The sequence below is a fragment of the Clostridium aquiflavi genome (assembly GCF_031344075.1).
Lineage (GTDB): Bacteria > Bacillota > Clostridia > Clostridiales > Clostridiaceae > Clostridium > Clostridium aquiflavi.
Genome location: NZ_JAVJAN010000010.1, coordinates 66,350 through 90,180, shown reverse-complemented (window position 1 = coordinate 90,180; position 23,831 = coordinate 66,350). Strand labels below are relative to the sequence as shown.

22 protein-coding genes are annotated in these 23,831 nt (G+C 27.6%); all 22 read right to left on the bottom strand.

The genetic code is table 11. From position 1 onward, the window contains the following. Positions 1-12: 12 nt before the first annotated feature. A complete protein-coding gene (pstB, locus tag RGC78_RS05170; protein WP_252212918.1) occupies positions 13-762 on the bottom strand; it encodes a phosphate ABC transporter ATP-binding protein PstB in 750 nt (249 codons plus the stop codon). Positions 763-775: 13 nt separating this feature from the next. Beyond that, a complete protein-coding gene (gene pstA, locus RGC78_RS05165; RefSeq protein ID WP_252212920.1) occupies positions 776-1,660 on the bottom strand; it encodes a phosphate ABC transporter permease PstA in 885 nt (294 codons plus the stop codon). Next, the gene (gene pstC, locus RGC78_RS05160) at positions 1,660-2,550 is read right to left on the bottom strand and encodes a phosphate ABC transporter permease subunit PstC (protein WP_252212921.1); all 891 of its coding nucleotides are present in this window, start codon (positions 2,548-2,550) and stop codon (positions 1,660-1,662) included. Before pstC ends, pstA begins: the two co-directional genes overlap by 1 nt. A 22-nt stretch (positions 2,551-2,572) precedes the next feature. Beyond that, positions 2,573-3,463 (bottom strand): phosphate ABC transporter substrate-binding protein, encoded by an 891-nt coding sequence (locus RGC78_RS05155; RefSeq protein WP_252212923.1) that lies wholly within the window; start codon positions 3,461-3,463, stop codon positions 2,573-2,575. A 322-nt stretch (positions 3,464-3,785) separates the two neighbouring features. Further along, positions 3,786-5,480 carry a HAMP domain-containing sensor histidine kinase gene (locus RGC78_RS05150; RefSeq protein WP_252212924.1) on the bottom strand — a complete coding sequence of 565 codons (1,695 nt, stop codon included), beginning with the start codon at positions 5,478-5,480 and terminating at the stop codon, positions 3,786-3,788. Then, positions 5,480-6,184: a winged helix-turn-helix domain-containing protein gene (locus RGC78_RS05145; RefSeq protein ID WP_252212925.1), complete on the bottom strand. Its 705-nt coding sequence runs from the start codon at positions 6,182-6,184 to the stop codon at positions 5,480-5,482. Before RGC78_RS05145 ends, RGC78_RS05150 begins: the two co-directional genes overlap by 1 nt. Before the next feature lie 11 nt (positions 6,185-6,195). Further along, the gene (pgeF, locus tag RGC78_RS05140) at positions 6,196-6,888 is read right to left on the bottom strand and encodes a peptidoglycan editing factor PgeF (RefSeq protein WP_252213067.1); all 693 of its coding nucleotides are present in this window, start codon (positions 6,886-6,888) and stop codon (positions 6,196-6,198) included. 234 nt (positions 6,889-7,122) lie between these two features. Beyond that, positions 7,123-7,575: a transcriptional regulator NrdR gene (gene nrdR / locus RGC78_RS05135; RefSeq protein ID WP_252212927.1), complete on the bottom strand. Its 453-nt coding sequence runs from the start codon at positions 7,573-7,575 to the stop codon at positions 7,123-7,125. Between the two features lie 69 nt (positions 7,576-7,644). Further along, positions 7,645-7,917, bottom strand: a complete 273-nt coding sequence (locus RGC78_RS05130) for a YlmC/YmxH family sporulation protein (RefSeq protein WP_012424744.1) — start codon at positions 7,915-7,917, stop codon at positions 7,645-7,647. Positions 7,918-8,220: 303 nt separating this feature from the next. Continuing rightward, positions 8,221-8,994 (bottom strand): RNA polymerase sporulation sigma factor SigG, encoded by a 774-nt coding sequence (gene sigG / locus RGC78_RS05125; protein WP_012425713.1) that lies wholly within the window; start codon positions 8,992-8,994, stop codon positions 8,221-8,223. An 81-nt stretch (positions 8,995-9,075) separates the two neighbouring features. Then, positions 9,076-9,783, bottom strand: coding sequence for an RNA polymerase sporulation sigma factor SigE (sigE, locus tag RGC78_RS05120; protein WP_252212928.1), 708 nt, complete (start codon positions 9,781-9,783; stop codon positions 9,076-9,078). A 12-nt stretch (positions 9,784-9,795) separates the two neighbouring features. Next, positions 9,796-10,596 carry a sigma-E processing peptidase SpoIIGA gene (locus RGC78_RS05115; RefSeq protein WP_252212930.1) on the bottom strand — a complete coding sequence of 267 codons (801 nt, stop codon included), beginning with the start codon at positions 10,594-10,596 and terminating at the stop codon, positions 9,796-9,798. Between the two features lie 300 nt (positions 10,597-10,896). After that, positions 10,897-12,039: a cell division protein FtsZ gene (gene ftsZ / locus RGC78_RS05110; RefSeq protein WP_252212932.1), complete on the bottom strand. Its 1,143-nt coding sequence runs from the start codon at positions 12,037-12,039 to the stop codon at positions 10,897-10,899. Positions 12,040-12,052: 13 nt separating this feature from the next. Next, positions 12,053-13,306: a cell division protein FtsA gene (locus tag RGC78_RS05105; RefSeq protein WP_309556175.1), complete on the bottom strand. Its 1,254-nt coding sequence runs from the start codon at positions 13,304-13,306 to the stop codon at positions 12,053-12,055. A 93-nt stretch (positions 13,307-13,399) separates the two neighbouring features. Further along, on the bottom strand, positions 13,400-14,431 hold the full coding sequence (locus RGC78_RS05100; RefSeq protein ID WP_252212936.1) for a type IV pilus twitching motility protein PilT: 1,032 nt from the start codon (positions 14,429-14,431) through the stop codon (positions 13,400-13,402). 165 nt (positions 14,432-14,596) lie between these two features. Then, entirely contained in the window at positions 14,597-15,295 is a 699-nt protein-coding gene (gene sigK / locus RGC78_RS05095) for an RNA polymerase sporulation sigma factor SigK (RefSeq protein ID WP_252212938.1), read from the bottom strand. 82 nt (positions 15,296-15,377) lie between these two features. Continuing rightward, positions 15,378-16,892 carry a penicillin-binding transpeptidase domain-containing protein gene (locus RGC78_RS05090; RefSeq protein ID WP_252213069.1) on the bottom strand — a complete coding sequence of 505 codons (1,515 nt, stop codon included), beginning with the start codon at positions 16,890-16,892 and terminating at the stop codon, positions 15,378-15,380. A 169-nt stretch (positions 16,893-17,061) separates the two neighbouring features. Further along, entirely contained in the window at positions 17,062-18,297 is a 1,236-nt protein-coding gene (locus RGC78_RS05085; RefSeq protein WP_252212940.1) for a peptidase U32 family protein, read from the bottom strand. A gap of 6 nt (positions 18,298-18,303) precedes the next feature. After that, positions 18,304-18,948 carry an O-methyltransferase gene (locus tag RGC78_RS05080; protein WP_252212942.1) on the bottom strand — a complete coding sequence of 215 codons (645 nt, stop codon included), beginning with the start codon at positions 18,946-18,948 and terminating at the stop codon, positions 18,304-18,306. 19 nt (positions 18,949-18,967) lie between these two features. After that, entirely contained in the window at positions 18,968-19,996 is a 1,029-nt protein-coding gene (gene mltG, locus RGC78_RS05075; RefSeq protein ID WP_252212944.1) for an endolytic transglycosylase MltG, read from the bottom strand. 96 nt (positions 19,997-20,092) lie between these two features. After that, positions 20,093-21,919, bottom strand: coding sequence for a translational GTPase TypA (gene typA, locus RGC78_RS05070; RefSeq protein ID WP_252212946.1), 1,827 nt, complete (start codon positions 21,917-21,919; stop codon positions 20,093-20,095). Between the two features lie 195 nt (positions 21,920-22,114). Next, positions 22,115-23,782: a ribonuclease J gene (locus RGC78_RS05065; RefSeq protein WP_252212948.1), complete on the bottom strand. Its 1,668-nt coding sequence runs from the start codon at positions 23,780-23,782 to the stop codon at positions 22,115-22,117. Positions 23,783-23,831 lie beyond the last annotated feature (49 nt).

Here is a 23,831-nt window from a genome sequence, read left to right as displayed (position 1 = left end):
TCACCCTTTCATTTAACCAAATCTACCAGTTATATAGTCTTCTGTTCTTTTATCTCTAGGATTATAGAATATATCCTCAGTTTTTCCAAATTCTATAACTTCTCCACTTAAAAAGAAAGCTGTTTTATCTGCTATTCTTCCTGCTTGTTGCATATTATGAGTTACTATAACTACTGTATAATCTTTTTTTAGTTGCTCTATTAATTCTTCTGTTTTATTCGTTGAAATTGGATCTAAAGCCGATGTTGGTTCATCCATTAAAATAACTTCTGGAGATACTGCTAAAGTTCTTGCAATGCATAATCTTTGTTGTTGCCCTCCAGAAAGTCCCATTGCACTTTTTTTTAATCTATCCTTTGTTTCATCCCAAAGCGCTGCACCTTTTAAACTATTTTCAACAATTTCATCTAATATTTTTTTATCTTTAGTTCCATGAATTCTTGGGCCATATGCTATATTATCATAAATAGACATAGGAAATGGATTAGGTCTTTGAAATACCATCCCAACTCTTTTCCTTAAATATATCTCATCATAATCTTTATATATATCTTTATCTTCAAATAAAACCTCTCCAGTTATTCTAACTATTTCAATCAAATCATTCATTCTATTTAAAGTTCTTAAAAAAGTTGATTTACCACATCCCGATGGTCCTATTAATGCTGTAACTTCATTTTTATTTATATTCATATTTATATCTTTTAACGCTTGATTTTCAGCATAATATAAATTTAAATTCTTAGTTTTTATAATACTCATTCCTTATACTCCCCTACTTTCCACCATAAGATTTCATTAATCTATTTCCTATTAACCTTGCTAAAATATTAAATAAAAGAACTGCTATAATTAATACTGCTGCTGTCCCATTAGCAATTTGAGCTGCATCTACTACTATTCCTTCAGAATTTAATTTCCAAATATGAACAGCCAAAGTTTCTGCTGGTCTAAAAAGAGAAAATGCCGATTTATTTCCAACCAAACTTATTTGATTAAAATTTAAAGCTCCTGAACTTAATCCTGCTGTATACAGGAAAGCTGCTGCCTCTCCAAAAATTCTACCTGCTGATAATATTATTCCAGTTAAAATCTCGCTCATGGCTGTTGGCACTGTAAGTTTAGATATTGTTTGCCACTTACTTGCACCAAGTCCTAATGAAGCTTCCTTTACCTTCTTGCTAGCTGCTTTTATTGCATTTTCTGAAATTCTAGTCATAGATGGTATATTTAATATACTGACTGATATAGCTCCAGCGAGTATTGAATATCCCCAACCTGCCATATTAACAAACACTAATAGTCCAAACATACCTATAACTATAGATGGTAATGAAGAAATTGTTTCAAGAGACATTCTTATTATGTTTAAAAACTTTCCTTCTTTTGCATACTCAGCTAAGTATATTCCTGCACCTATTCCTATTGGTACTGTTATTATTAATGAAACAATAAGCATATAAAATGAATTAAATAATTGTGGTCCTATTCCTCCACCAGCTCCTGTTAATTTAGGTTTTCCAAATAAGAAAGAAGGTTTTATCATATTTCCACCTTTATATAATATATAAGCAATAAATGCACCTAACAAACCTACTATAAATATGCTTATTATATAAAACACTACAGTGGCCATTTTATCAACTTTTTTAGCATCCATTATACTGCACTCCTTTTTTCTATCTTTCTAACTATTACTATAAAAATAAATGAAATAACAAGTAATATTAATGCTAATGTCCATAATGCGTCATTCCACATTGTTCCACCTACTGTATTAGCCATATCCATTGTTATAATACTAGTTAATGTAGACATCGAAGAAAGAAGTCCTTCTGGCAATTTAACAGTATTACCAATTACCATTTGTACTGCAAGTGCTTCTCCAAACGCTCTTGCTATACCCAATACCACACCTGTCAAAATTCCTGATTTCGCTCCTGGTACTATTACTCTGCTTATTGTCTGCCATCTTGTCGCTCCTAATCCATAAGAAGCTTCTATATGATCATTAGGTATATTTTTTATTGCATCTATAGCTAAAGTAGCAATTGTAGGTAATATCATTAATGATAAAACTAATATTCCTGATAAAAGTGAGAATCCCATTCCTCCAACATTGTTTTTTATAAATGGTACCAATACTGATATTCCAACCCACCCATAAACAACTGATGGTATTCCAACTAATATTTCTAATGATGGTTTTATTACATTATTACCAAACTTACTAGAAATAATGTTAGTAAAAATAGCTAGTGCAACTGCAATAGGAGCACTTAAAATTACAGCTCCTATTGATACACATGTAGAACCTAAGATGAATGCTAAAGCTCCAAAGGAAGGCTGCTCTTGATTTGGCTTCCAATCATTTTTAAATAAAAATTCAGTTATGCTATATCCATTTTGGGTAAATGATTTAATTCCTTTTGAAGCTATAAATAATAATATCAAGCCTGTAATTACTATTATTAGTATTCCACATAGAGTTGCAAAGCCCTGACCCAAATATTCATTTTTAAGCCTTTCCTTAAAACTTCTCTTTTTCATCTTTTAATCATCCTTTAAATTATTATTTTTCTTTTATTTCAGCTCCTGAAATAAATCCTAAACTTTCTATGCTTTCCTTATTATCTTCACTTGTTATAAAATTTATAAATTCTTGACTTAATCCTTCTGCTTCACCTTTTGTATACATATGACCCCATGACCAAAAAGAATAACTTCCGTCTTTTATATTTTCATTATGTGCAGATACTCCATCAATACTCGTAACTTGTAATATTTCTTTAGCATCAGCTGTATTCATATAAGAAAGAGCTAAATAACTTATTGCTCCATCATTTTGTTTCATCGCAGTAAGAACTGCACCATTTGAATCTTGAACTGCCCCTAAAGAATCATTTTCTAATGACTTATTTCCATCTAATATTTTATTTTCAAATGTACCTCTTGTTCCAGATCCTGATTTTCTATGAATTAAGAATATTTCTTTATCTGGGCCTCCAACGTCCTTCCAATTTGTTATTTTTCCTGAAAATATTCCTTTTAATTGTTCTTTACTTAAATTTGTAACTCCTAATGATTTATTTACAACAATTCCAAAACCTTGACCTATAACTTTATGATCTACTAATTCTTTAGATTGCGCTTCATCTAATTTTTCTTCTGCAAATATATCTGAATTTCCAATATCAACTGTCCCTTCTAATACTTGAGTAAGACCTGTTCCTGAACCACCTGCTTGCGCACTTACTGCAGCATTAGGATTTATTTCATTAAATTTTTCAATTGATTGCTCCATTAATGGTAATAATGCCGATGATCCGCTTACCGTTATTGATCCACTTATTCCATTTCCTGCCTCACTTGCACTATCTTCAGATCCACATCCGACCATGCTTCCTCCAATCATAGTTATTAATAATGCGCTGACTATAAGTTTTAAAGTATTTTTTTTCATATAAAATTCCTCCATCAACTTTTTTTACATTAATTAATTCTTTTATACTTATAATATAACCAGTAAGTTAAGCTATTATTAGATTAAAGTTAACTTTTATTAGGACTACGTTAAATGAATTTAACATTGGAAAATATCAATACCTTACTACAGCATATCCTAAAATTTAAATTAATTTTATAAAATCTATGCAAAATAAAATAAGCTGAAAATTTTACTTTTCAGCTTATTTTAATAATTGGCTATGTTTTAAATATGTGTTTATCTATGCAATATGTAAAGTGACGTATATCAACACAACACTAAAACATACTCTAATAATTTATATATATTTTATCCTCACTTTAAATGTGCTACCTTCACCTAATGTACTTTTAACATTTATATCTCCATTAAATGTTTTAACTATATGTTTTACAATAGCTAGTCCTAATCCTGTTCCACCCTTTTTTCGTGATTTATCCACTCTATAAAATCTTTCAAATATTCTTGGCAAGTCTTCTTTAGGTATACCTATTCCATTATCACTAACTTCTAAATAATAATATCCTCGTTTACTATAACTTATCACTTTAACATTTGAGCCATTCTCTGAATATTTTATAGCATTTTCAACTAAATTTAATGTTAGCTGATAAAATTTGTCCTTATCTCCTAATATAAGTTCTTGATTATCATCATAAAATTCCAAATTTATTTCTTTATTATTAGCAAGTTTTCTTATCATATTTACAACATCTTCTATTATAGTTTTAGGTAAAAATTCATCATTTTGAATTGATATATTACTCTCAATACTAGAAAGTACTAAAATATCATTTATTAATCTTGATAATCTTTCTGATTCCTTGTCTATTATATTTAAAAATTTTTCTCTAGTTTCATCATCTTCTACATATCTTAATGTTTCTGCAAAACCTTTAATAGATGTTAATGGTGTTTTTAACTCATGAGACACATTTGCAACAAATTGAGTTCTCATAAGTTCAAGTTTTTTTATATCAGTTATATCCTGTATCGTTATAACTTTACCTATCATCTCTATTCCGTTTATTATATTTGATTTTTTTATCTTTAAATCACGTTCTATTGGATGAAGTATTTTTATTTCTTTATCTATTTCATAATCCTCTTCTAAAAAAGTATTTATATCATAATCTGAAATATACTCAATTATGGATTCACCTAAAATATTTTTCTTTATACCAAATATTCTTTCTGCATAAGGATTAATAGATATTACAATATTATTATTATCTACTGCAATAACACCACTTTCCATACTTCTTAAAATAGATTCTATTCTAGTTTGTTTGTCAACTATCTCATGCATTTTCATTTGAAGCTGATCTGCCATATTATTAAAACTTTCTCCTAAATTTCCAAGTTCATCTTTACTATTTATTTTAGCTCTTATTTTATAATCTCCATTAGCCATCTTGTGAGTCACTGATTCTAAATCTTTAATTGGCTCAATAATCATCTTTATCAATTTTAAACATAATGATATAGAAAAAAACATTACAACAGTTATTATCCCTATACAATATTTTATATTTTTATTTTGGAACGTTTTTACCATATTAACAGGAACTGAACTTACCACCATTAAATTATTATTTAATTTTGTAGCATAATATATTAAATTAATATTACCATCTTCACTATACTTAGTTGATGATCCTTCTCCACTTTCTATAGCTTGTTGAAATTCTTTATTATTCTTATAATTATTTTCTAATTCATTTTCCATATCATATAATACAATTCCATTTGTATCAAGTAATGTAAATCTAACTGGTGCATTGTTTATTTTTATTTCTCTAAAATCTTGTTTATTGATATTATTTAATGAATCTAAGTTATCTAATTGACCAATAAGTAAGTTAAAATTTCTAAGTTCATTTTTCGTATCTCTAATTTGTTGAAAATTACTTAACAACACAAAAAAAGAAGTTACTATTATAAGAGCAAAAAAAACTGTCATCATTGATGATATTAATATTTTCTTTTTCATTATTTATCAATTGGGTTAAACCTGTAACCTACTCCTCTAATGGTTTCTATAAATTTAGGATTTTTATCGTCTTCTTCTATCTTCTTTCTTAGATATCTTATATGTACATCTACTGTTCTAGTTTCCCCTATGTACTCATATCCCCATATTTTATCTAATAACGTTTCTCTTTGAAGAATTTTCCCTCTATTTTTTATTAATATTTTTAAGAGGTCAAATTCCTTTAAAGTCAATTCAATTTTTTGATTATTAATAAACACCTCATGTCTATCAAAATCTATTTTAAGGCCTTGAGACTCATATGAATTATTTTCAATGTCTGCCCCTGGATAAGTTCTTCTAAGAACAGCTTTAACTCGTGCTAATAATTCTCTTACAGAAAAAGGTTTAGTTATATAATCATCTGCACCTAATTCTAAACCTAAGATTTTATCAATTTCCTCTCCTTTTGCTGTCAATATTATTATTGATGTATTTTGAGTTTCTTTATCTTTTTTTACTTCTTTACAAACATCAAAACCATCTAATCCTGGTAACATTAAATCCAATAATATTAATTTAGGTTTTTCTATCTTTGCTATTTCAAGGGCATCTATACCATTATTGCAACAAAAGACCTTGTACCCTGCATTAATTAAATTAAACTTTAGTAATTCTATTATGTGTTCCTCATCATCCACTATCAATATTTTTTCATCAGACATAACTATTCTCCTTACTCTAAAATTATAAAAGTAAACATTCTACCATAATCCCCATTTGATTTTCTATATGAATGTAATTTAATTTTTTCACTACAATATGTACATAATTCTAAAGTATTTATATTCTCTTCTTTAACTCCTGAATTTCTTAAATCATTTAATATACATTCTTCTAAATTTAAATTATTTTTATTGAATAAATCCAACTCTTTAATTTCTTTCTTTTTTTTTAAAAACTTTTCTTTTAATTCCGCTGATACTTCATAACAACAACTTCTTATATGAGGTCCTATATAAGCTTTAATATTTTTAGGATTACACTTAAACTCATTCTTCATTTTTTCTATTGTTTTTAAAGTAATAGAATTAAATGTTCCTCTCCATCCACTATGAATTGCTGCTGATACCTTTTTAATCTCATCCACCAATATAACAGGAACACAATCCGCAGTAAAAACTCCAATAATAACATTTTTATTATCTGTTATTATTGCATCCCCTTCTTCATTTTTAATATCATTATTATTATAAATTAATATATTATCACTATGTACTTGTTTTAAATATACCACTTCGCTAACATTAAATTTATATTTCAGTGATTCTAATTGATTAATTCCTTCATCAGTATTCCTATTAAAACTCCTATTAAGTTCTGCATTTGAAAATACTATTTTGGCAGTATTGTCTAATTTTATTGTCATAAAATCTTCTATATTTTCTATTTCTTTTAAGTCTAATTTTTTCAGAATTATCCCCCCAAATTTATACATTAATTTTATCATTTATAAGTTTTATATTAATTGTATTAACTAACTTTTAACGTCTCTATAACATATATATAACATACTATTATATATATTAATATATAAAAAGGATTTGAAAGTTAAATCTAACATATTCAAAATCCTTTTTAAATAACTATTTTAATTTTAATTTTAATTAACTACGAGATTCTTAATTTCTTCTAAGAAAGTATTTATATCCTTAAATTGTCTATAGACCGATGCAAATCTAACATATGATATTTCATCAACTTGTTTAAGTTTATCCATAACCATTTCACCTATATCTTTAGATGCAACTTCAGTAACCATTCTATTAGAAATTGATTTTTCTATTTCATAAGCTATATCTTCTATTTGTTTTCTTGAAACAGGTCTTTTTTGACAAGCAATAATAAGACCATTAATAATTTTTTCTTTATTAAAGTTTTCCCTAGTTAAATCTTTTTTAACAACTAAAACAGGAAAATCCTCTATTTTCTCATACGTAGTATATCTCTTATTACAATTTAAGCACTCTCTTCGTCTTCTAATTGTAGTATTATCATCTGTTGCTCTGGAATCAACAACTTTGCTTTCTTCAAAATTACAAAATGGACATTTCACTTTAATCACCTCTTTTACTTTAGTAAAAAGTATTTATAAATTTATTATATATAGTTTTTGTTCTGATTACTACCCATTATTAGAATCATACTCTGGAATATTATTTGATTTAACTAATATAACATCAACTCCAACTTTTACTATATCATTCCACTTAATTTCTATTTCATCATCTTTTAAAAACCACGATTTCATAGTTGTACTTGGTAAAATTAATGAAGTTATTTTATTTTCATCACAATCAACTTTAAAATCTTTTATAAAACCAAGTTTACGCCCTGTAGATATATCTATTATTTCCATAGATCTCATGGCATTAAGTGAATACATTTCTGCTTCCATAGTTATCCCCCTACCTATAAAAAATACTTTTATACATTAACACTGATTTGTAATACTCTTTCTTGTATAACACTAAATACAACATTTGCCTGCTAATGAATTCTAATTTATAAGTTTCAAATGAGTATTTAAATACATAAATTTTGTATTTAATTTGCTTTAAATACAAAGCAAACAGCAAGTGAAACTAAAAATTTTATTTATTCTATATATTTATATGTATGATAACTTTACTTAATTACTTATATAATAAAAACTGATATTTGTTAAATATCAGTTTTTATTATACCATATGGATTAATTTTAAACATGTTTTCTCATATGCTTTAAAGCTGTTTTTTCCAGCCTAGACACTTGTGCTTGAGAAATGCCAATTTCATCTGCAACTTCCATTTGCGTTCTTCCCCTAAAAAATCTTAAATTTAAAATCAATTTTTCTCTATCTGTTAGCTTTTTCATAGCTTCCTTTATGGATATATTTTCAAGCCAACTTTCATCTGTATTTTTCGAATCACTTATTTGATCCATAACAAATATTGCATCTCCACCATCATGATAGATTGGTTCAAATAAAGATACCGGATCTTGTATTGCATCTAACGCAAATACAACTTCTTCTCTTGGTAGTTCTAGTTCTTTTGCAATTTGAGATATTGTTGGCTCTTTATTATTGTCCTTTATAAATTTATCTCTTACTATTAATGCCTTATATGCAATATCTCTTAATGATCTACTAACTCTTATAGAATTATTGTCTCTTAAATATCTTCTAATTTCTCCTATTATCATAGGTACTGCATAGGTTGAAAACTTAACATTTTGTGATAAATCAAAATTATCTATTGATTTCATCAAACCAATACATCCTACTTGAAATAAATCATCAACGTTTTCTCCTCTATTATTAAATCTTTGAATAACACTAAGTACTAATCTTAGGTTGCCTTTTATAAAGGTTTCTCTAGCACTTAAATCTCCTTTTTTTAATGCTAAAAGAAGTTGTTTCTTTTCTTTTTCTTTAAGCATTGGAAGTTTAGAAGTATTTACTCCACATATTTCCACCTTATTAATAATCATAAGTACCAACCCTTTCGGAAGTAATAATCTGCTGCATTAAAGATTATCTCCGATAGATAATACTTTTATACTAAAGACAAGCTAAATCATTTTGCTTATTTCTTTTTTTAGTCTTCTAATTATTTTTTTTTCTAATCTTGAAATGTAAGATTGAGATATTCCAAGCATATCCGCAACTTCCTTTTGAGTTTTTTCTCGTGTCCCATTTAGCCCAAATCTAAGTCTTACAATTTCTTTTTCTCTATCATTTAAAATTTTAAGTGCCATTAACAATAATTGCTTGTCAACTTCATCTTCAATTAAATTGTATACCTCATCATTTTCAGTACCTAAAATATCTGATAACAATAATTCATTTCCATCCCAATCTATATTTAAAGGTTCGTAAAATGAAATTTCTGCTTTTATTTTACTATTTCTCCTTAAATACATTAGAATTTCATTTTCTATACATCTAGATGCATATGTTGCTAATTTAATCTTTTTTTCTGGATTAAAAGTATTTACTGCTTTTATTAATCCAATAGTTCCTACTGAAATTAAATCTTCTACATGAACACCTGTATTTTCAAACTTTCTTGCTATATAAACAACTAGTCTTAAATTTCTTTCTATTAAGATACTTCTTATACTTTCGTCTCCATGCATAAGATTATTCACTAAGGTTTCTTCTTCATCTTTTGATAATGGTGGTGGAAGTGCATCGCTACCACCTACATAATATAGCTTTCTTCTAAATAATTTAAATCTAGATAATAACTTATTTAAAAATAAAATCATTCTTCTCATAATACACCCCTTTTATATTACTCCTCTTGATAACAATGCATTAAAATCATTTTCTTTACTTAACTTCTCATTACAAGGACATATGATAGCGTCCACTTCATTATAAAATTTTTCACCTTTTATTTTTATAGATTCTACCTTTATTCCTTTTAAATTACCTCCATACCCAATTGCACTATAAGGTATGTAATAGACATCCTTACAATTAAAATCAATTGTACTTATAAGATCCTTTTCTATTAAAATACATGGAAGATTGCTAACAGGCTCTCTTAGTTCATTACCAGTATCTAAGAAACCTTTTATATCATACATATTGTCAGATACCTTAAACTGTATACTAAACTTAAAATTATTCACCATTAATTTGTTTTTAATATATTCTATTAATCTATTACAAAACATATATATTATCATTCCACCTAATAGCAAATACTTCATTGAGTACTTGCTTATTTCAAAACTTTCTCCTAACAAATATTCATTTTGATTTAGTGAAAATAAAAAACATAATCCACTTAATGTAAATGTTAATAATAAAAATACACACATTGCTTTAATTGTATTAATAAAACCTTTTTTACCATAGCTTATCCTAATCATTATATATAAGATTATTATTCTACAAGGAAATGAAGTTAACACATTCAATTCAGGAAATAATAGTACAATCGTATACAATGCTCCTATAAATCCTGAACATATTAATAGAATATCTTTAACTTTATACTTTAGTATTTTCATTGTTAGTATCATAAGAAATAAATTAATTATAAAATTTTCTAAAATTAAAATATCTATATATACCTCCATACGAATCCCCCTATTGAGTTTTATTATAGACTTATATTAATTAAAAATTTGTCACAATAGCATACGATATTGCCATTTTTAGAACATAACTTTTTACATATATTTACATTTAGTTTTTAATAATCAATAATACTTTTATATTTAATCAATTACTATCTTTAATTGTATAACATAGATAAATTACTTTATAAAAAGTAATAACATGTATTAAAACAATAAAATTTGTATAAAGAAAAAAGCATGCAAGATTAATTAATCTCGCATGCTTTTCTTATATATAAATTCATAAAATACTAAGTATTAATGCTTTTTAGTTCTTCTTAAGAAAACAGGTATATCTAATAGATCATCATCATCAAAATTACTTTCTTGTTTAGGTTGTTCCACTGTCGCTGCAACTTCTGGTGTAGGAGCCTTAGGCTGTGGTACCTCTTCTCTTTGAGTTTGAGTAACCTTATTTATCACTTCTGAAGGAGCAATATTATTGTTAGGAACTTCAAATCCTGTAGCTATAACAGTAATTCTAATCTCCTCATTAAGTGTTTCATCAATTACTGCACCAACGATTATATTAGCATCAGGATCTACTGCTTCACGCACAACATCAGCTGCATCGTAAACTTCTAATGCACCTAAATCAACTCCACCTGTGAAGTTTATTATAACATCTGTTGCACCTTCAATTGATGTTTCTAATAATGGAGATGAAATTGCTTGATGAACTGCATCTTGAGTTCTATTATCTCCACTTCCAAAACCGACCCCCATATGAGCTAATCCTTTATTAAGCATAACTGCCTTTATATCTGCAAAGTCCGCATTAATTACACCAGTAATAGTAATTAGGTCAGAAATTGCCTGTACACCTTGTCTTAACACATCATCAGCTAATTTAAATGAATCTAATAATGTAGTCTTCTTATCTGCCATTCTAAGTAGTCTTTCATTTGGAATAATAACCAATGTATCTACTTTTTGTTTTAATGTTTCTATACCCATTTCTGCATGTCTCATTCTTCTCTTACCTTCAAATGGGAAAGGCTTTGTAACTACACCTACAGTTAATATTTCCATAGACTTAGCTATTTCTGCAACTATCGGAGCAGCACCAGTTCCAGTTCCGCCACCCATTCCTGCAGTTATAAATACCATATTAGCACCTTTTATTGCAGCTGAAATTTCTTCTTTACTTTCTTCTGCTGCTTTTTTCCCTATTTCAGGGTTAGCTCCAGCACCTAAGCCTTTTGTTAACTTTTCTCCAATTTGAATTTTTTGATCTGCATGTGAAAGCATTAATGCTTGTTTATCTGTATTAATTGCTATAAATTCTACATTTTTTAACCCTTCAACTATCATTCGATTTACAGCATTACTACCGCCACCTCCGCAGCCTATTACTTTTATATTAGTTAATTCTTGAATATCCCCATCAAAATCTAACAAAATAACTCCTCCTTTAGAAAATTCCCTCTAAAAAATCTCTGACTTTCTTTAAAACACTCTTACTTGCTTTGTTTTCTATTTTTTCTTTTTCATTTTTACTTATAACAATATCATTAACCTTCTGTGAATTTTTATACTCATATGAAATTAAATCTAAATTATCATAAACTTCCTTGACCACAGCTAAAGATGTTATATTCTCAGGATTTTTTATCCCTAAATCATCTTTTGTTATAACTGTAGCTGGAATTTTCAAAATATCATTAACGAAATTGCTTATATTCTCAAAATAATTTAATCCACTACCATATAGAATTATACTACAAATTCTATCATAATGACCAGTGTTTTTTAACTCTCTATTAATATAATTTAGTATTTCTTCAATTCTAGCATTAATAACTTCATAAAATAATGATTTTGATATCTTTAATGTTCCAACTTCTATTTCGTCCGCTATTTTATTATCTTTATACAAAGTTTCATAATTACTAGAATAAATTATTTTTATATTCTCAGCTTCCGAAAATGAAAGCTCTCCACAAATTGCCAAATCTTTAGAAATATTACTTCCGCCTAAAGGTATACTACCAATGTATTTAGGAATTCCATTACTAAATATAGCCATATCTATATTGCCTGCACCTATATCTACTAAAACTTTATCTCCTACATCATCCTCAGTTAAAAATATCTGTTTACCACACAATATATTTAACTTTATATTAGATAGATTGTAATTAGTGCCTTTAAAAATCTCATAATATTTAGTAATTTCATCTTTTAATCCTATTATTAAAGTTAAATTTATATCTAATTTATTACCTCGCCAATTTAATATATCTCTATGTAAAACTTTTCCATCCAAGATATAAAAATTAATCAACGTATCAATTAGAATTTCATTGTCACTAATAGAAGTAGCGTTTCTAGCCTTTTTTAATGCTTCATTTATATCTTCTTTTTTAGCGATCCCCTCTATTAATGAAATAGAAACAGTGACTTCAGTTATTCTAATATTTCTTGTTGATATCCCTGCTGAAATATTTTTTATCTTCCTACCACTTTTATCTTCTAAATCTTTTAAAAGAGTTTTTAAAACTTCTCGACACTTGTCAACATCTTTAATTATTCCTTTTTCAATTCCTTTAGATTTACAATACTTAACACCAAGTATTTGCATATCCTCTTCATCTTTTTTTGCTGCAAGAGAAGCTGATAGCTTCTTACTTCCAAAGTCTATTGATGCAATTATTTCTTCTTGCATTATTTTATTTCTTACCTCCTTGCAGAAAAGTATACTGTTTCCTATTTATATTCAACATAACAATTAAAATTCCTTTTTATTACTTTGTTAATTTTAATTATTGTTTGATTTCCATTTTATATACTCTTCTTTAACTATTATATTTTCATTAACCAATCTTTTCAAATCCATATCAATAGTTTGCATTCCATACTTAGACCCCATTTGAATAAAACTATTGATCTGCTCATAATTTCCCTCTCTTATTAAATTCTTTATACTAGTAGTGCATGTCATAATTTCTAGTGCTGCAGTTCTTCCAACACCTGTAGCATTAGGTAATAAAATTTGTGATACAACTCCTCTCAACAACGAAGAAAGTTGTACTTTAATTTCATTTTGTTCTTTATTATCAAAAGAGTTAATTATTCTATAAATACTATTAGCAGCTCCCATTGTATGAAGTGTTGAAAATACCAAATGACCTGTTTGAGCTGCTCTTAATGCCACTTCTATTGTTTCAGTATCTCTCATTTCTCCAATTAATATAACATCTGGATCTTGCCTTAATGCAGCTCTTAGTCCCATAACATAGCTCTTAGTATCTTGACCAACTTCTCTTTGATTTATTATTGATTTATTATTATCATAGATATACTCAATAGGATCTTCTAATGTAATTATATGTTTCTCTTTTGTGTTATTAATTTCATTTATCATGGCCGCGAGTGTTGTACTTTTACCTGATCCTGTAGGACCTGTTACTAATACTAATCCATCATTCAGTTTTGTAAAATCTTTTAGTATTTGTGCATTTGTTATATCACTAATTTTAGGTATACGTTGTTTTATCACTCTTAAACAAATAGAATAATTCCCTTTACACTTATATGCATTACCTCTAAAATTCCCCATACCTTCAGGTTGATACTTAAAATCAATATCCCCTTCTTCTAAAAATTCTTCAAATCTTTCTGGTGCTAGTTCTCTAATGTATTGAGCTACTGTTTCATGATTAATTACTAAGTTACTAGCACTTTTTAAATTACCATCTATTCTAATCATTGGAGGTAACCCAGAAGAAATATGAATATCAGAAACATTATTTAAATCAATGCTTTTTATCATTTTGTCGATATTTGACATACTCATCCCCCATTAAATATTAAAATATATTTTTAAAAAATAAAACCTTTTTTAATTTATTCTAAAAATAATCTTCCTATAATAAGATTATCATATTTTTCAATATAATTAATAGTTTTTTATATTAAAATAAGGTGCGCTTTTTAGCTACACCTTATTTTGACTTTAAATTTTACCAAATAATTCTTTTTTTAGTTTTTTTAAAGCTTTTTTTTCTATTCTAGATACATAAGAACGAGAAATTCCTAACATCCCTGCTATCTCCCTTTGAGTTTTTCTGTTTCCATCTATCAATCCATATCTCATTATAAGTATTGTACTTTCTCTTTTAGTTAAAGAATCTTTAATTTTTTTATATAGGTCTTTGATCTGTAGGTTATTCTCTACTTTTTCTAAAACCGAATCACTATCACTACTTAATATATCGATAAGACAAATTTCATTTCCTTCCTTATCTACTCCAATAGGATCTTGCAGATATACTTCACTTTTTTGTTTTTTATTATTTCTAAACAACATTAAGATTTCATTTTCTATGCACCTAGAGGCATAAGTAGCAAGTCTAGTACCCTTACTAGAATCAAACGAATCAATCGCTTTAATTAATCCAACAGTTCCAATAGAGATTAATTCATCTACATCTTTATTAGGAAAAGAATATTTCTTTACTATATGTGCTACCAATCTTAAGTTTCTTTCAACTAAAACACCCTTGGCTGTCTTATCTCCATCTTTAAGTCTTTTTAAGTATTCTTCCTCTTCACTTTCATTAAGCGGGTTGGGAAATGTATTTCCGCTACTTATATATCCTGTTAAAAATAGAGAATTACATATCAATTCTATGAAACCATTTAATACAAACACCTTTTTCCTCCATAACAGTGCTTGATACTATAATATGTTTAGAAATTAAAAAAGTTGCTTATTCATTTCTATTTTATTATATTTATTTATTATTTAATGTTTTAACTATATCTTTAAATATGGGAGCAGCCGTGTCTCCTCCACCAAGTTCCACATTAGTTGCTAAATTTTGTAGTTCTATATTCGGTATAAATACTACCATAGTATATGTTTTGTTATTAAATTTAAAATACCCTGAAAACCATCCATGTGTATTTCCATCACTAGCTGTAGCTGAACCTGTTTTTCCGCCTATATCTAAATCTGCTATATATGCTTTTATTCCTGTACCTCTTACTACAACCTCTTTCATTCCATCTTTAACAAGTCTTGATGTTATTTCACTATAAATTTTTTTCTCATCACTTTTAAATTCTTTTACTACATTATCATTTTTATCTAAAATACTTTCTACAATATACGGCTTTACATATATTCCATTGTTCACTACAGTATTTACAGCCCCTAACATTTGAACTGGCGAAACATTCATACATTGACCTATTGATATATTGTTCATTCCTGCATCTTCTTTAGGTTTTATTCCACAAGTTTCATTTTTATTTTCTCCTTCTAAGTTTAAAACTCTATTATACAAACCTTGTTCTTTAGAATATTCCATCAACTTATCATATCCTACTAAAGAACCAATTTTAGCAAATATATCATTACAAGATCTTACTAATGAATTTTTGACTGTTAATCTTCCATGACCTTCCCTACATATATTTCCACTACAATTGAATGTATCATTTACATTTACCAAACCCATTTCTAATGCAGAGGCCAATGTAATTATTTTATATATTGATCCTGGTTCATACCCAATTTCTTGGATACCCAAGTTTATATTAGCTTCACTTTCATCTTTTTGTACTAAAGCTCTTATCTTTCCAGTATCACTTTCTATGATACTTACTCCAACATTTTTTAAATACTTATATTCTTCTTTTTCAAGTATACTTCTTATTTTATCTTCCATATCTTTATCAATAGTTAATTTCAAATTATTATTATCATCATTTATATTAACTACTTCTTTAGCATATACAGACTTATTATCTAAATAAAAATTTTTTTTAGGCAAATCATTATTTTTTAGGTATCCTTGAAGATTTTCTTGCAAAGATCCTTCAACTTGATTTTCATCTAATATATTAGCTAAAAAGCTACTAACACTCCATGCTTTTTTTGTATCTACTTCATCAAAGATATATGTGTAAATTCCTTTTATATTTTGAAGTTTATTTATTTTATTATAAGTTTCTTCTGAAATATTATAATAAATCTTTCCTTGTGATTTCATTATTTCTGCATAATTAAAATCAGGATTTTCAGATTTCATTATAAAATTTAAAGCCATTAAATCCTCTAGTGTCTCCTCATAATTATTCAAACTAAAAGGCTTAATATCAACAACTAAAACATATTTTTTATTATACTTCATCAAATCTTTTCCATTAGTATCTAAAATCATGTATTTTATATTACTTATATTTTCCATTTGATGATTTTGATAAGATACCTGTACTTTTTCTGATGGATGTACCTGTAACATATACAATCTCATACTCAACACTATTATTAGTGTAATAAAAAAAGCCAGAATCTTTAGCAATCTCTTCTTTATGCTATATTTATCAGTAAAAATAAAAAACACCTCTCTTCAGCTTAAATTTTAGCCTTAGATAAGGTGTTTTATTCAAAAGTAAAATATTTTATTTATTTTATAATGAAAGTACTTTATTAGATTTTACTAACATATCATTTTTTTGTAATGGTTTTTCAACTTTCACTTTAAATATCATATGTGCTCTATTGGCAACATCAGTTTTAACATTTTTTTCTGCATCAAACATATCTAAAAGTTTAACTTTAAAATATGGTGTATGCGGTCTTAATATCTCTACTTCATCATTTTCAAATACTCTATTTTTTTGTAGTATTGTAGCTATTTTAGTTTCAGGATCATATTCTTTAACCATACCTACAATATCATAGTCTCTTACATAAGATGATTCTTCATAATTTTGTTCACCCATTCTACCTAAGAAGAAACCAGTATGATATTTTCTATGGCTTATTTTATTTAATGTATCCATCCACTCTTCTTTAAATTTATAATTTTCTGGATCTTCCCAATAAGCATCTAGTGCCTCTCTATATGCTTTTACAACAGAAGCTACATAAAATTCACTTTTCATTCTACCTTCTATTTTAAATGAGTATATTCCACTTTGTACAAGTTCTGGTATATAATTAATCATACATAAATCTTTAGAGTTCATTATATATGTACCATTTTCATCTTCAACTACTGGATAATATTCACCTGGTCTTGTTTCTTCCATAAGATGATATTTATATCTACATGCATTTGAACATACTCCTTTATTAGAATCTCTTCCAAGCATATAATTAGATATTAAACATCTTCCTGAATACGCTATACACATTGAACCATGCACAAATGCTTCTATATCACAATCCTCTGGAATATTAGATGTTATTGTTTTTATTTCATTAAAAGTTAATTCCCTTGCTAATACAACTCTCTTTACTCCTAAATCATGCCAAAACTTAGTTGCTACCCAGTTAACAGTATTTGCTTGAGTACTTAAATGTAGTTCAAGATCTGGAGCAGCTTCTTTTGCTATAGCAATTAATGATGGATCTGCTACAATAATTGCATCCACACCTAAATCATATAAGCTTTTAATATATTCTCCTGCACCCTTTAAATCCTGATTTCTTGCGAAAACATTTAAAGTAACATATACTTTTTTACCTCTTTCGTGACAATACTTTATTCCTTCTGCCATTTCTTCATTAGTAAAATTATTTGAAAACGCCCTTAAATTTAGTTTTCCTCCACCTAAATATACAGCATCTGCTCCAAAATCTATTGCAATTTTTAATTTTTCTAAATTTCCAGCTGGTGCTAAAATTTCTGGTTTTCTCATTTTAAATTACCTCCTTTTTGTCACTGCAATACCATCTCCCATAGGTATTACTGTTGTTATTAGCTTTTCATCACTAGTAACCATGTCTAAATATGTTCTCATTCTTTTAACTATAGTTATCTTTCTTCTTTTAACAAGCTCATTAGAAGCTACCATACCTCTAAATAAAACATTATCAGCTATAATAATCCCATCTTGTTTTAACAATCTTAAACAATGTGGAAGAAAATGATTATAGTGACCTTTACCTGCATCCATAAATATTAAATCAAAAGGTTCTTCTAATTTTTCTAAAACTTCAAGACAATCGCCTTGTTCTATTTTTATCTTATCTTCTAAATTAAACTTTTTCAAATTTAATTTAGCAAATTCTATCATTTTTTCATCTCTCTCAATTGTTATAATTTCTGGATTAGTTTTTGCAGCTTCATACATTAATATAGATGAAAAACCTATAGCTGTACCAAGTTCTAAAATTCTAAGTGGTTTTTTCATATTTACCATAAACTCTAAAAATACCCCTGTTTCTTTTTGAACTATAGGAACAGCATTTTCTTTTGCAAAATCTTCTATTTCTTTTAATATTCCTTTTCTATCAGGAATTAAACCTCTTATATAATCTTCCATATAATCATATGTAATTTTACTCATTTAAATCCTCCATACTAAACTAATATCCCAATTCTTCTTTTTTCTTTAAAAAATCATCATAACTATCAGTAAAATAATGATATCCATCTTCTTTTAATATATAAAACAAATAATTTGTTTCTTTAGGAAATAATGTAGCTCTTATAGATGCCTTACCTGGATTTGCTATTGGTCCTATTGGTAAGCCAACATATTTATATGTATTATATAAGGAGTTAACTTCCAAATGCTTATTTAATACTACATCTACATGATAACCAAGTCCATATATTACTGTGGCATCTAATTGCAATTTCATATTGTCTTTTAATCTATTATAAACAACAGAAGAAATTAAATCTCTATCATAATCATATCTAGCTTCTTTTTCTATCATTGACGCAATAGTTATTAATTTTTCAATTTCATTGTCTTTTATGTCAATTCCATCTTCATTTTCAATTTCTACTAATACTTCTAAAAATCTATTAAACATTAAGTCAACTACTGATTCTGCATTAGAACCATTTTTAATAAAATATGTATCTGGATATAAGAACCCCTCTAAATTGTATCTCTTATTAGAATCTTCTTTTATAAAACTTGGTAATTTATAACTCTTTATTGCATTTATAAAATCTTCTTTCGAACAAATTCCTTCTTCTTCAATTTTAGAAGATATTTGATCTATTGTATATCCTTCTGGAATTACTAATTTCTTAACATTTTTATTGTCTTCTTGATTGTTTAATGTATTTATTAATTGTGACAAATTAACATTAGAGTTAACTTCATATATCCCCTCTTGAAGATTCATGTCTTTTTTATTAAACATTAAATTAAGTTTTATAAAATACTTATTAGATAATTTATTTTCTCTATTTAACCTATCCAATATTGAATAAATTCCTTCGCCATGTCTAACTTCTATAGAAATTACATCTTCATTTCCCTTTAGAGGTTTTGATATACTCTTTTTATATGAAAATAATAATATAGCACATAAAACTATTAAAAAAAGACTTAAAGTTAATATGATGTTCTTTTTAAAGGATTTAAGCTTCTTCATAAAGTTCCTCCGTAATATATAATAAAGTAAATAGTCATAAGACCATTTACTTTATTATAATATCTTTTTATATTATTTTAAACATAAGAACTTATATTATTTTTTACTTCTGCTTACTAATTTCTTTCTTTCAGAACTACCTAATACAGTTTTTCTCATTCTTATATTCTTTGGTGTAACTTCTACTAATTCATCATCATTTATGAATTCTAAACATTGTTCAAGCTTCATTTCTAATGGTGGAATTAATTTTACTGCTTCATCAGCACCTGAAGATCTTGTATTAGTAAGTTTTTTACCTTTACAGATATTAATATCTATATCCTCTGCTCTAGATGATACACCTACAACCATTCCTTCATATACTGGAAGACCTGATGTTATAAATAATTGTCCTCTTTCTTGAGCATTAAATAATCCATAAGCAATAGATTCTCCATCTCCAAATGAAACTATAGATCCTCTACTTCTAGTTGGAATTTCACCTTTATATCTATCATAGCTATGGAATACATGGTTCATTATACCATTTCCCTTAGTATCAGTCATAAATTCATTTCTGAATCCAATTAATCCTCTTGCTGGAACTATAAATTCTAATCTTGTATATCCGTTAACAGCTGATGTCATATTAACCATTTCAGCTTTTCTTGGTCCTAATTTTTCCATAACTGGTCCCATGAATTCTTCTGGAACATCAATTGTTAAATATTCCATCGGTTCTTCTTTATGACCATTTTCTTCTTTAAATATAACACTTGCTTTTGAAACTTGGAATTCATAACCTTCTCTTCTCATTGTTTCAATAAGTACTGAAAGATGAAGTTCTCCTCTACCTGAAACTTCAAAGCAATCTGGTGTAAGTTCTGTTACTCTTAAACTTACGTTCGTTTCTAATTCTTTAAATAATCTATCTCTTAAATGTCTTGATGTAACGAATTCTCCTTCTTTTCCTGCAAAAGGTGAATTGTTTACCATAAAGTTCATGCTAAGAGTTGGCTCATCTATATTTACAAATGGTAAAGCTTCTGGATTTTGAGAATCTGCAATAGTTTCTCCTATGTTTGCATCAGTAACACCACTTACTGCAACTATATCTCCAAGTGCTGCTTCATCTGCTTCTATTCTTTTTAATCCATCATAAGTAAATACACTTGTTATCTTATAATTTGCTGTACTTCCATCAATTTTTACTAAGGCAACTGTTTGGTTTTTCTTCACTTTTCCTCTGTGAATCTTACCTATAGCAATTTTACCAACATATTCGTTTGTATCTAATGTAGTAACTAACATTTGTAATGGTTCGTCTATGTAACCTTCTGGTGCTTGAACATGTTCTATTATCTTTTCAAATAAAGGAATCATGTCATTGTTAGTATCCTCAACATTATTTCTAGCAAAACCTTCTCTAGCTGATGCATATATAATTGGGAAGTCTAATTGTTCATCATTTGCTCCTAATTCTAAGAATAAATCAAAAACTTCATCTATAACTTCTTCTGGTCTTGCATCTGGTTTATCTATTTTATTTATTACAACTATTGGTTTTAATCCTAATTCTAAAGCTTTCTTTAAAACGAACTTAGTTTGAGGCATAGGACCTTCATATGAATCTACTACTAATAAAACCGAATCAACCATTTTCAATACACGTTCAACTTCTCCACCGAAATCCGCATGTCCTGGAGTATCTACTATATTTATCTTAATATCCTTATATTGTACTGCTGTATTTTTTGAAAGAATAGTGATTCCTCTTTCTTTTTCTAAATCATTTGAATCCATTACTCTTTCTTGTACTTTTTCATTACTTCTAAAAACATGGCTTTGCTTTAATAGGGCATCTACTAAAGTTGTCTTACCATGGTCAACGTGAGCAATAATTGCTATATTTCTTATATCTTCTCTCTTTATTAGTTCCATGTAAATTCCTCCAAAAATAATTATTTAATGTATGGACAGTTTAATTTTTACTCTATGTAAACCTATAACTTTTTTTCTCCAAAAGAAAATTGGATACAAAAAAGTATCCAATCTTCTATAACCACTGTTTTTTATTTTAAACTGTTATTCTACAAAAGTCAACTCAATTATACACGATACTCTTTACCAATAATTTTAAATTTCCATAATTATTGGTAAAATCATTGGTTTTCTTTTTGTTTTTTCATAAAGAAGTTCTCTTAATTCATCTCTCATTCTAGATTTCAATGTAGCCCAATCAGTAATATTCTTTTCTTCACAATCTTTTAAAACTTTTCTAACAAGTTCTTTTGCTTGATCCATAAGACCTTCTGATTCTCTTACATATACAAATCCTCTTGAAATTATATCTGGACCTGCAATTACATTAGCAGTATGTCTTTCCATTGTAACTACAACAGTCAATATACCATCTTGTGATAGATGTTTTCTATCTCTTAATACTATATTTCCAACATCTCCTACCCCTAATCCATCTACAAATACTTGCCCAGCTGAAACAGTACAGCTTTTCTTAATGCTCTTTCTTGTAACTTCTATTACATCACCATTTTCAGGTATTAAAAGATTTTTTTCTGAAAGTCCAAGACTTATAGCCAATTCTCCATGTTGCTTTAAGTGTCTATATTCTCCATGTACTGGAATAAAGAATCTTGGTTTTACTAGTCTTTGCATTAATTTTAATTCTTCTTGGCAAGCATGACCAGAAACATGTACTTTTTCTAAAGACTCATATATTACTTCAGCACCTTTTTTAAATAACTGATTAATAACTTTAGAAACTAGTTTTTCATTACCTGGAATTGGCGTTGCTGAAATAATTACAGTATCACCTTCAATTATATTTATCTTTTTATGTTCAGATGCTGCCATTCTAGCTAATGCTGACATTGGCTCTCCTTGGCTTCCTGTTGTTATTATAACAATTTTTTCATTTGGATATTTTGATATTTGATCTACAGATACAAATACATCTTTTTCTATAGTTAAATATCCTAATTCTATTGCAACTTGAACTATATTTTCCATACTTCTTCCAGATACCGCAACTTTTTTGCCATAAATTTGTGCTGCTGTTATGATTTGTTGAATTCTATGAACATTTGATGCAAATGTAGCAACTATAATTCTGCCTTTCGCATTATCAAAAAGCCTAATAAAACTCTCACCCACTGTTTTTTCTGACATTGTATAACCTGGTCTTTCAACATTTGTTGAATCTGCTAACATTGCTAAAACGCCTTTTTTACCTAATTCTGCAAATCTTGCAAAATCCATTATTTCTCCATCAATTGGAGTATAATCGATTTTAAAATCCCCCGTATGAAGTACCGCTCCAAGTGGTGTATGAACTGCAATTGCTACTGAATCTGCAATTGAGTGATTGGTTTTTATAAATTCTACTGAAACATTATTTAACTTTATCGTATCTCTTGGCTTTATTGTAACTAATTCTGTAGTTGAAAGTAAACCGTGCTCTTTCAATTTTGTTTCAACGATTCCAAGAGTAAGTTTAGTACCATAAATAGGAACATTAAGTTGTTTTAAAACGTAAGGTAATGCACCTATGTGGTCCTCATGCCCGTGTGTTAAAAATATTCCTCTAACTCTATCTTTGTTTTTAATAAGGTATGAAACATCCGGAATAACAATATCAATCCCAAACATATCGTCATCTGGGAATTTAAGTCCACAGTCAATTACTACGATATCTTCTTTATATTCAATGGCTGTGATGTTCTTACCGATTTCATTTATACCACCTAAAGGAATAATTTTAACCTTAGCTCTTTCGTTTTTCATGTTTCCCCTCCTTCTTCTTTTAATATTTTATAATTAAAGACTTCTTAAT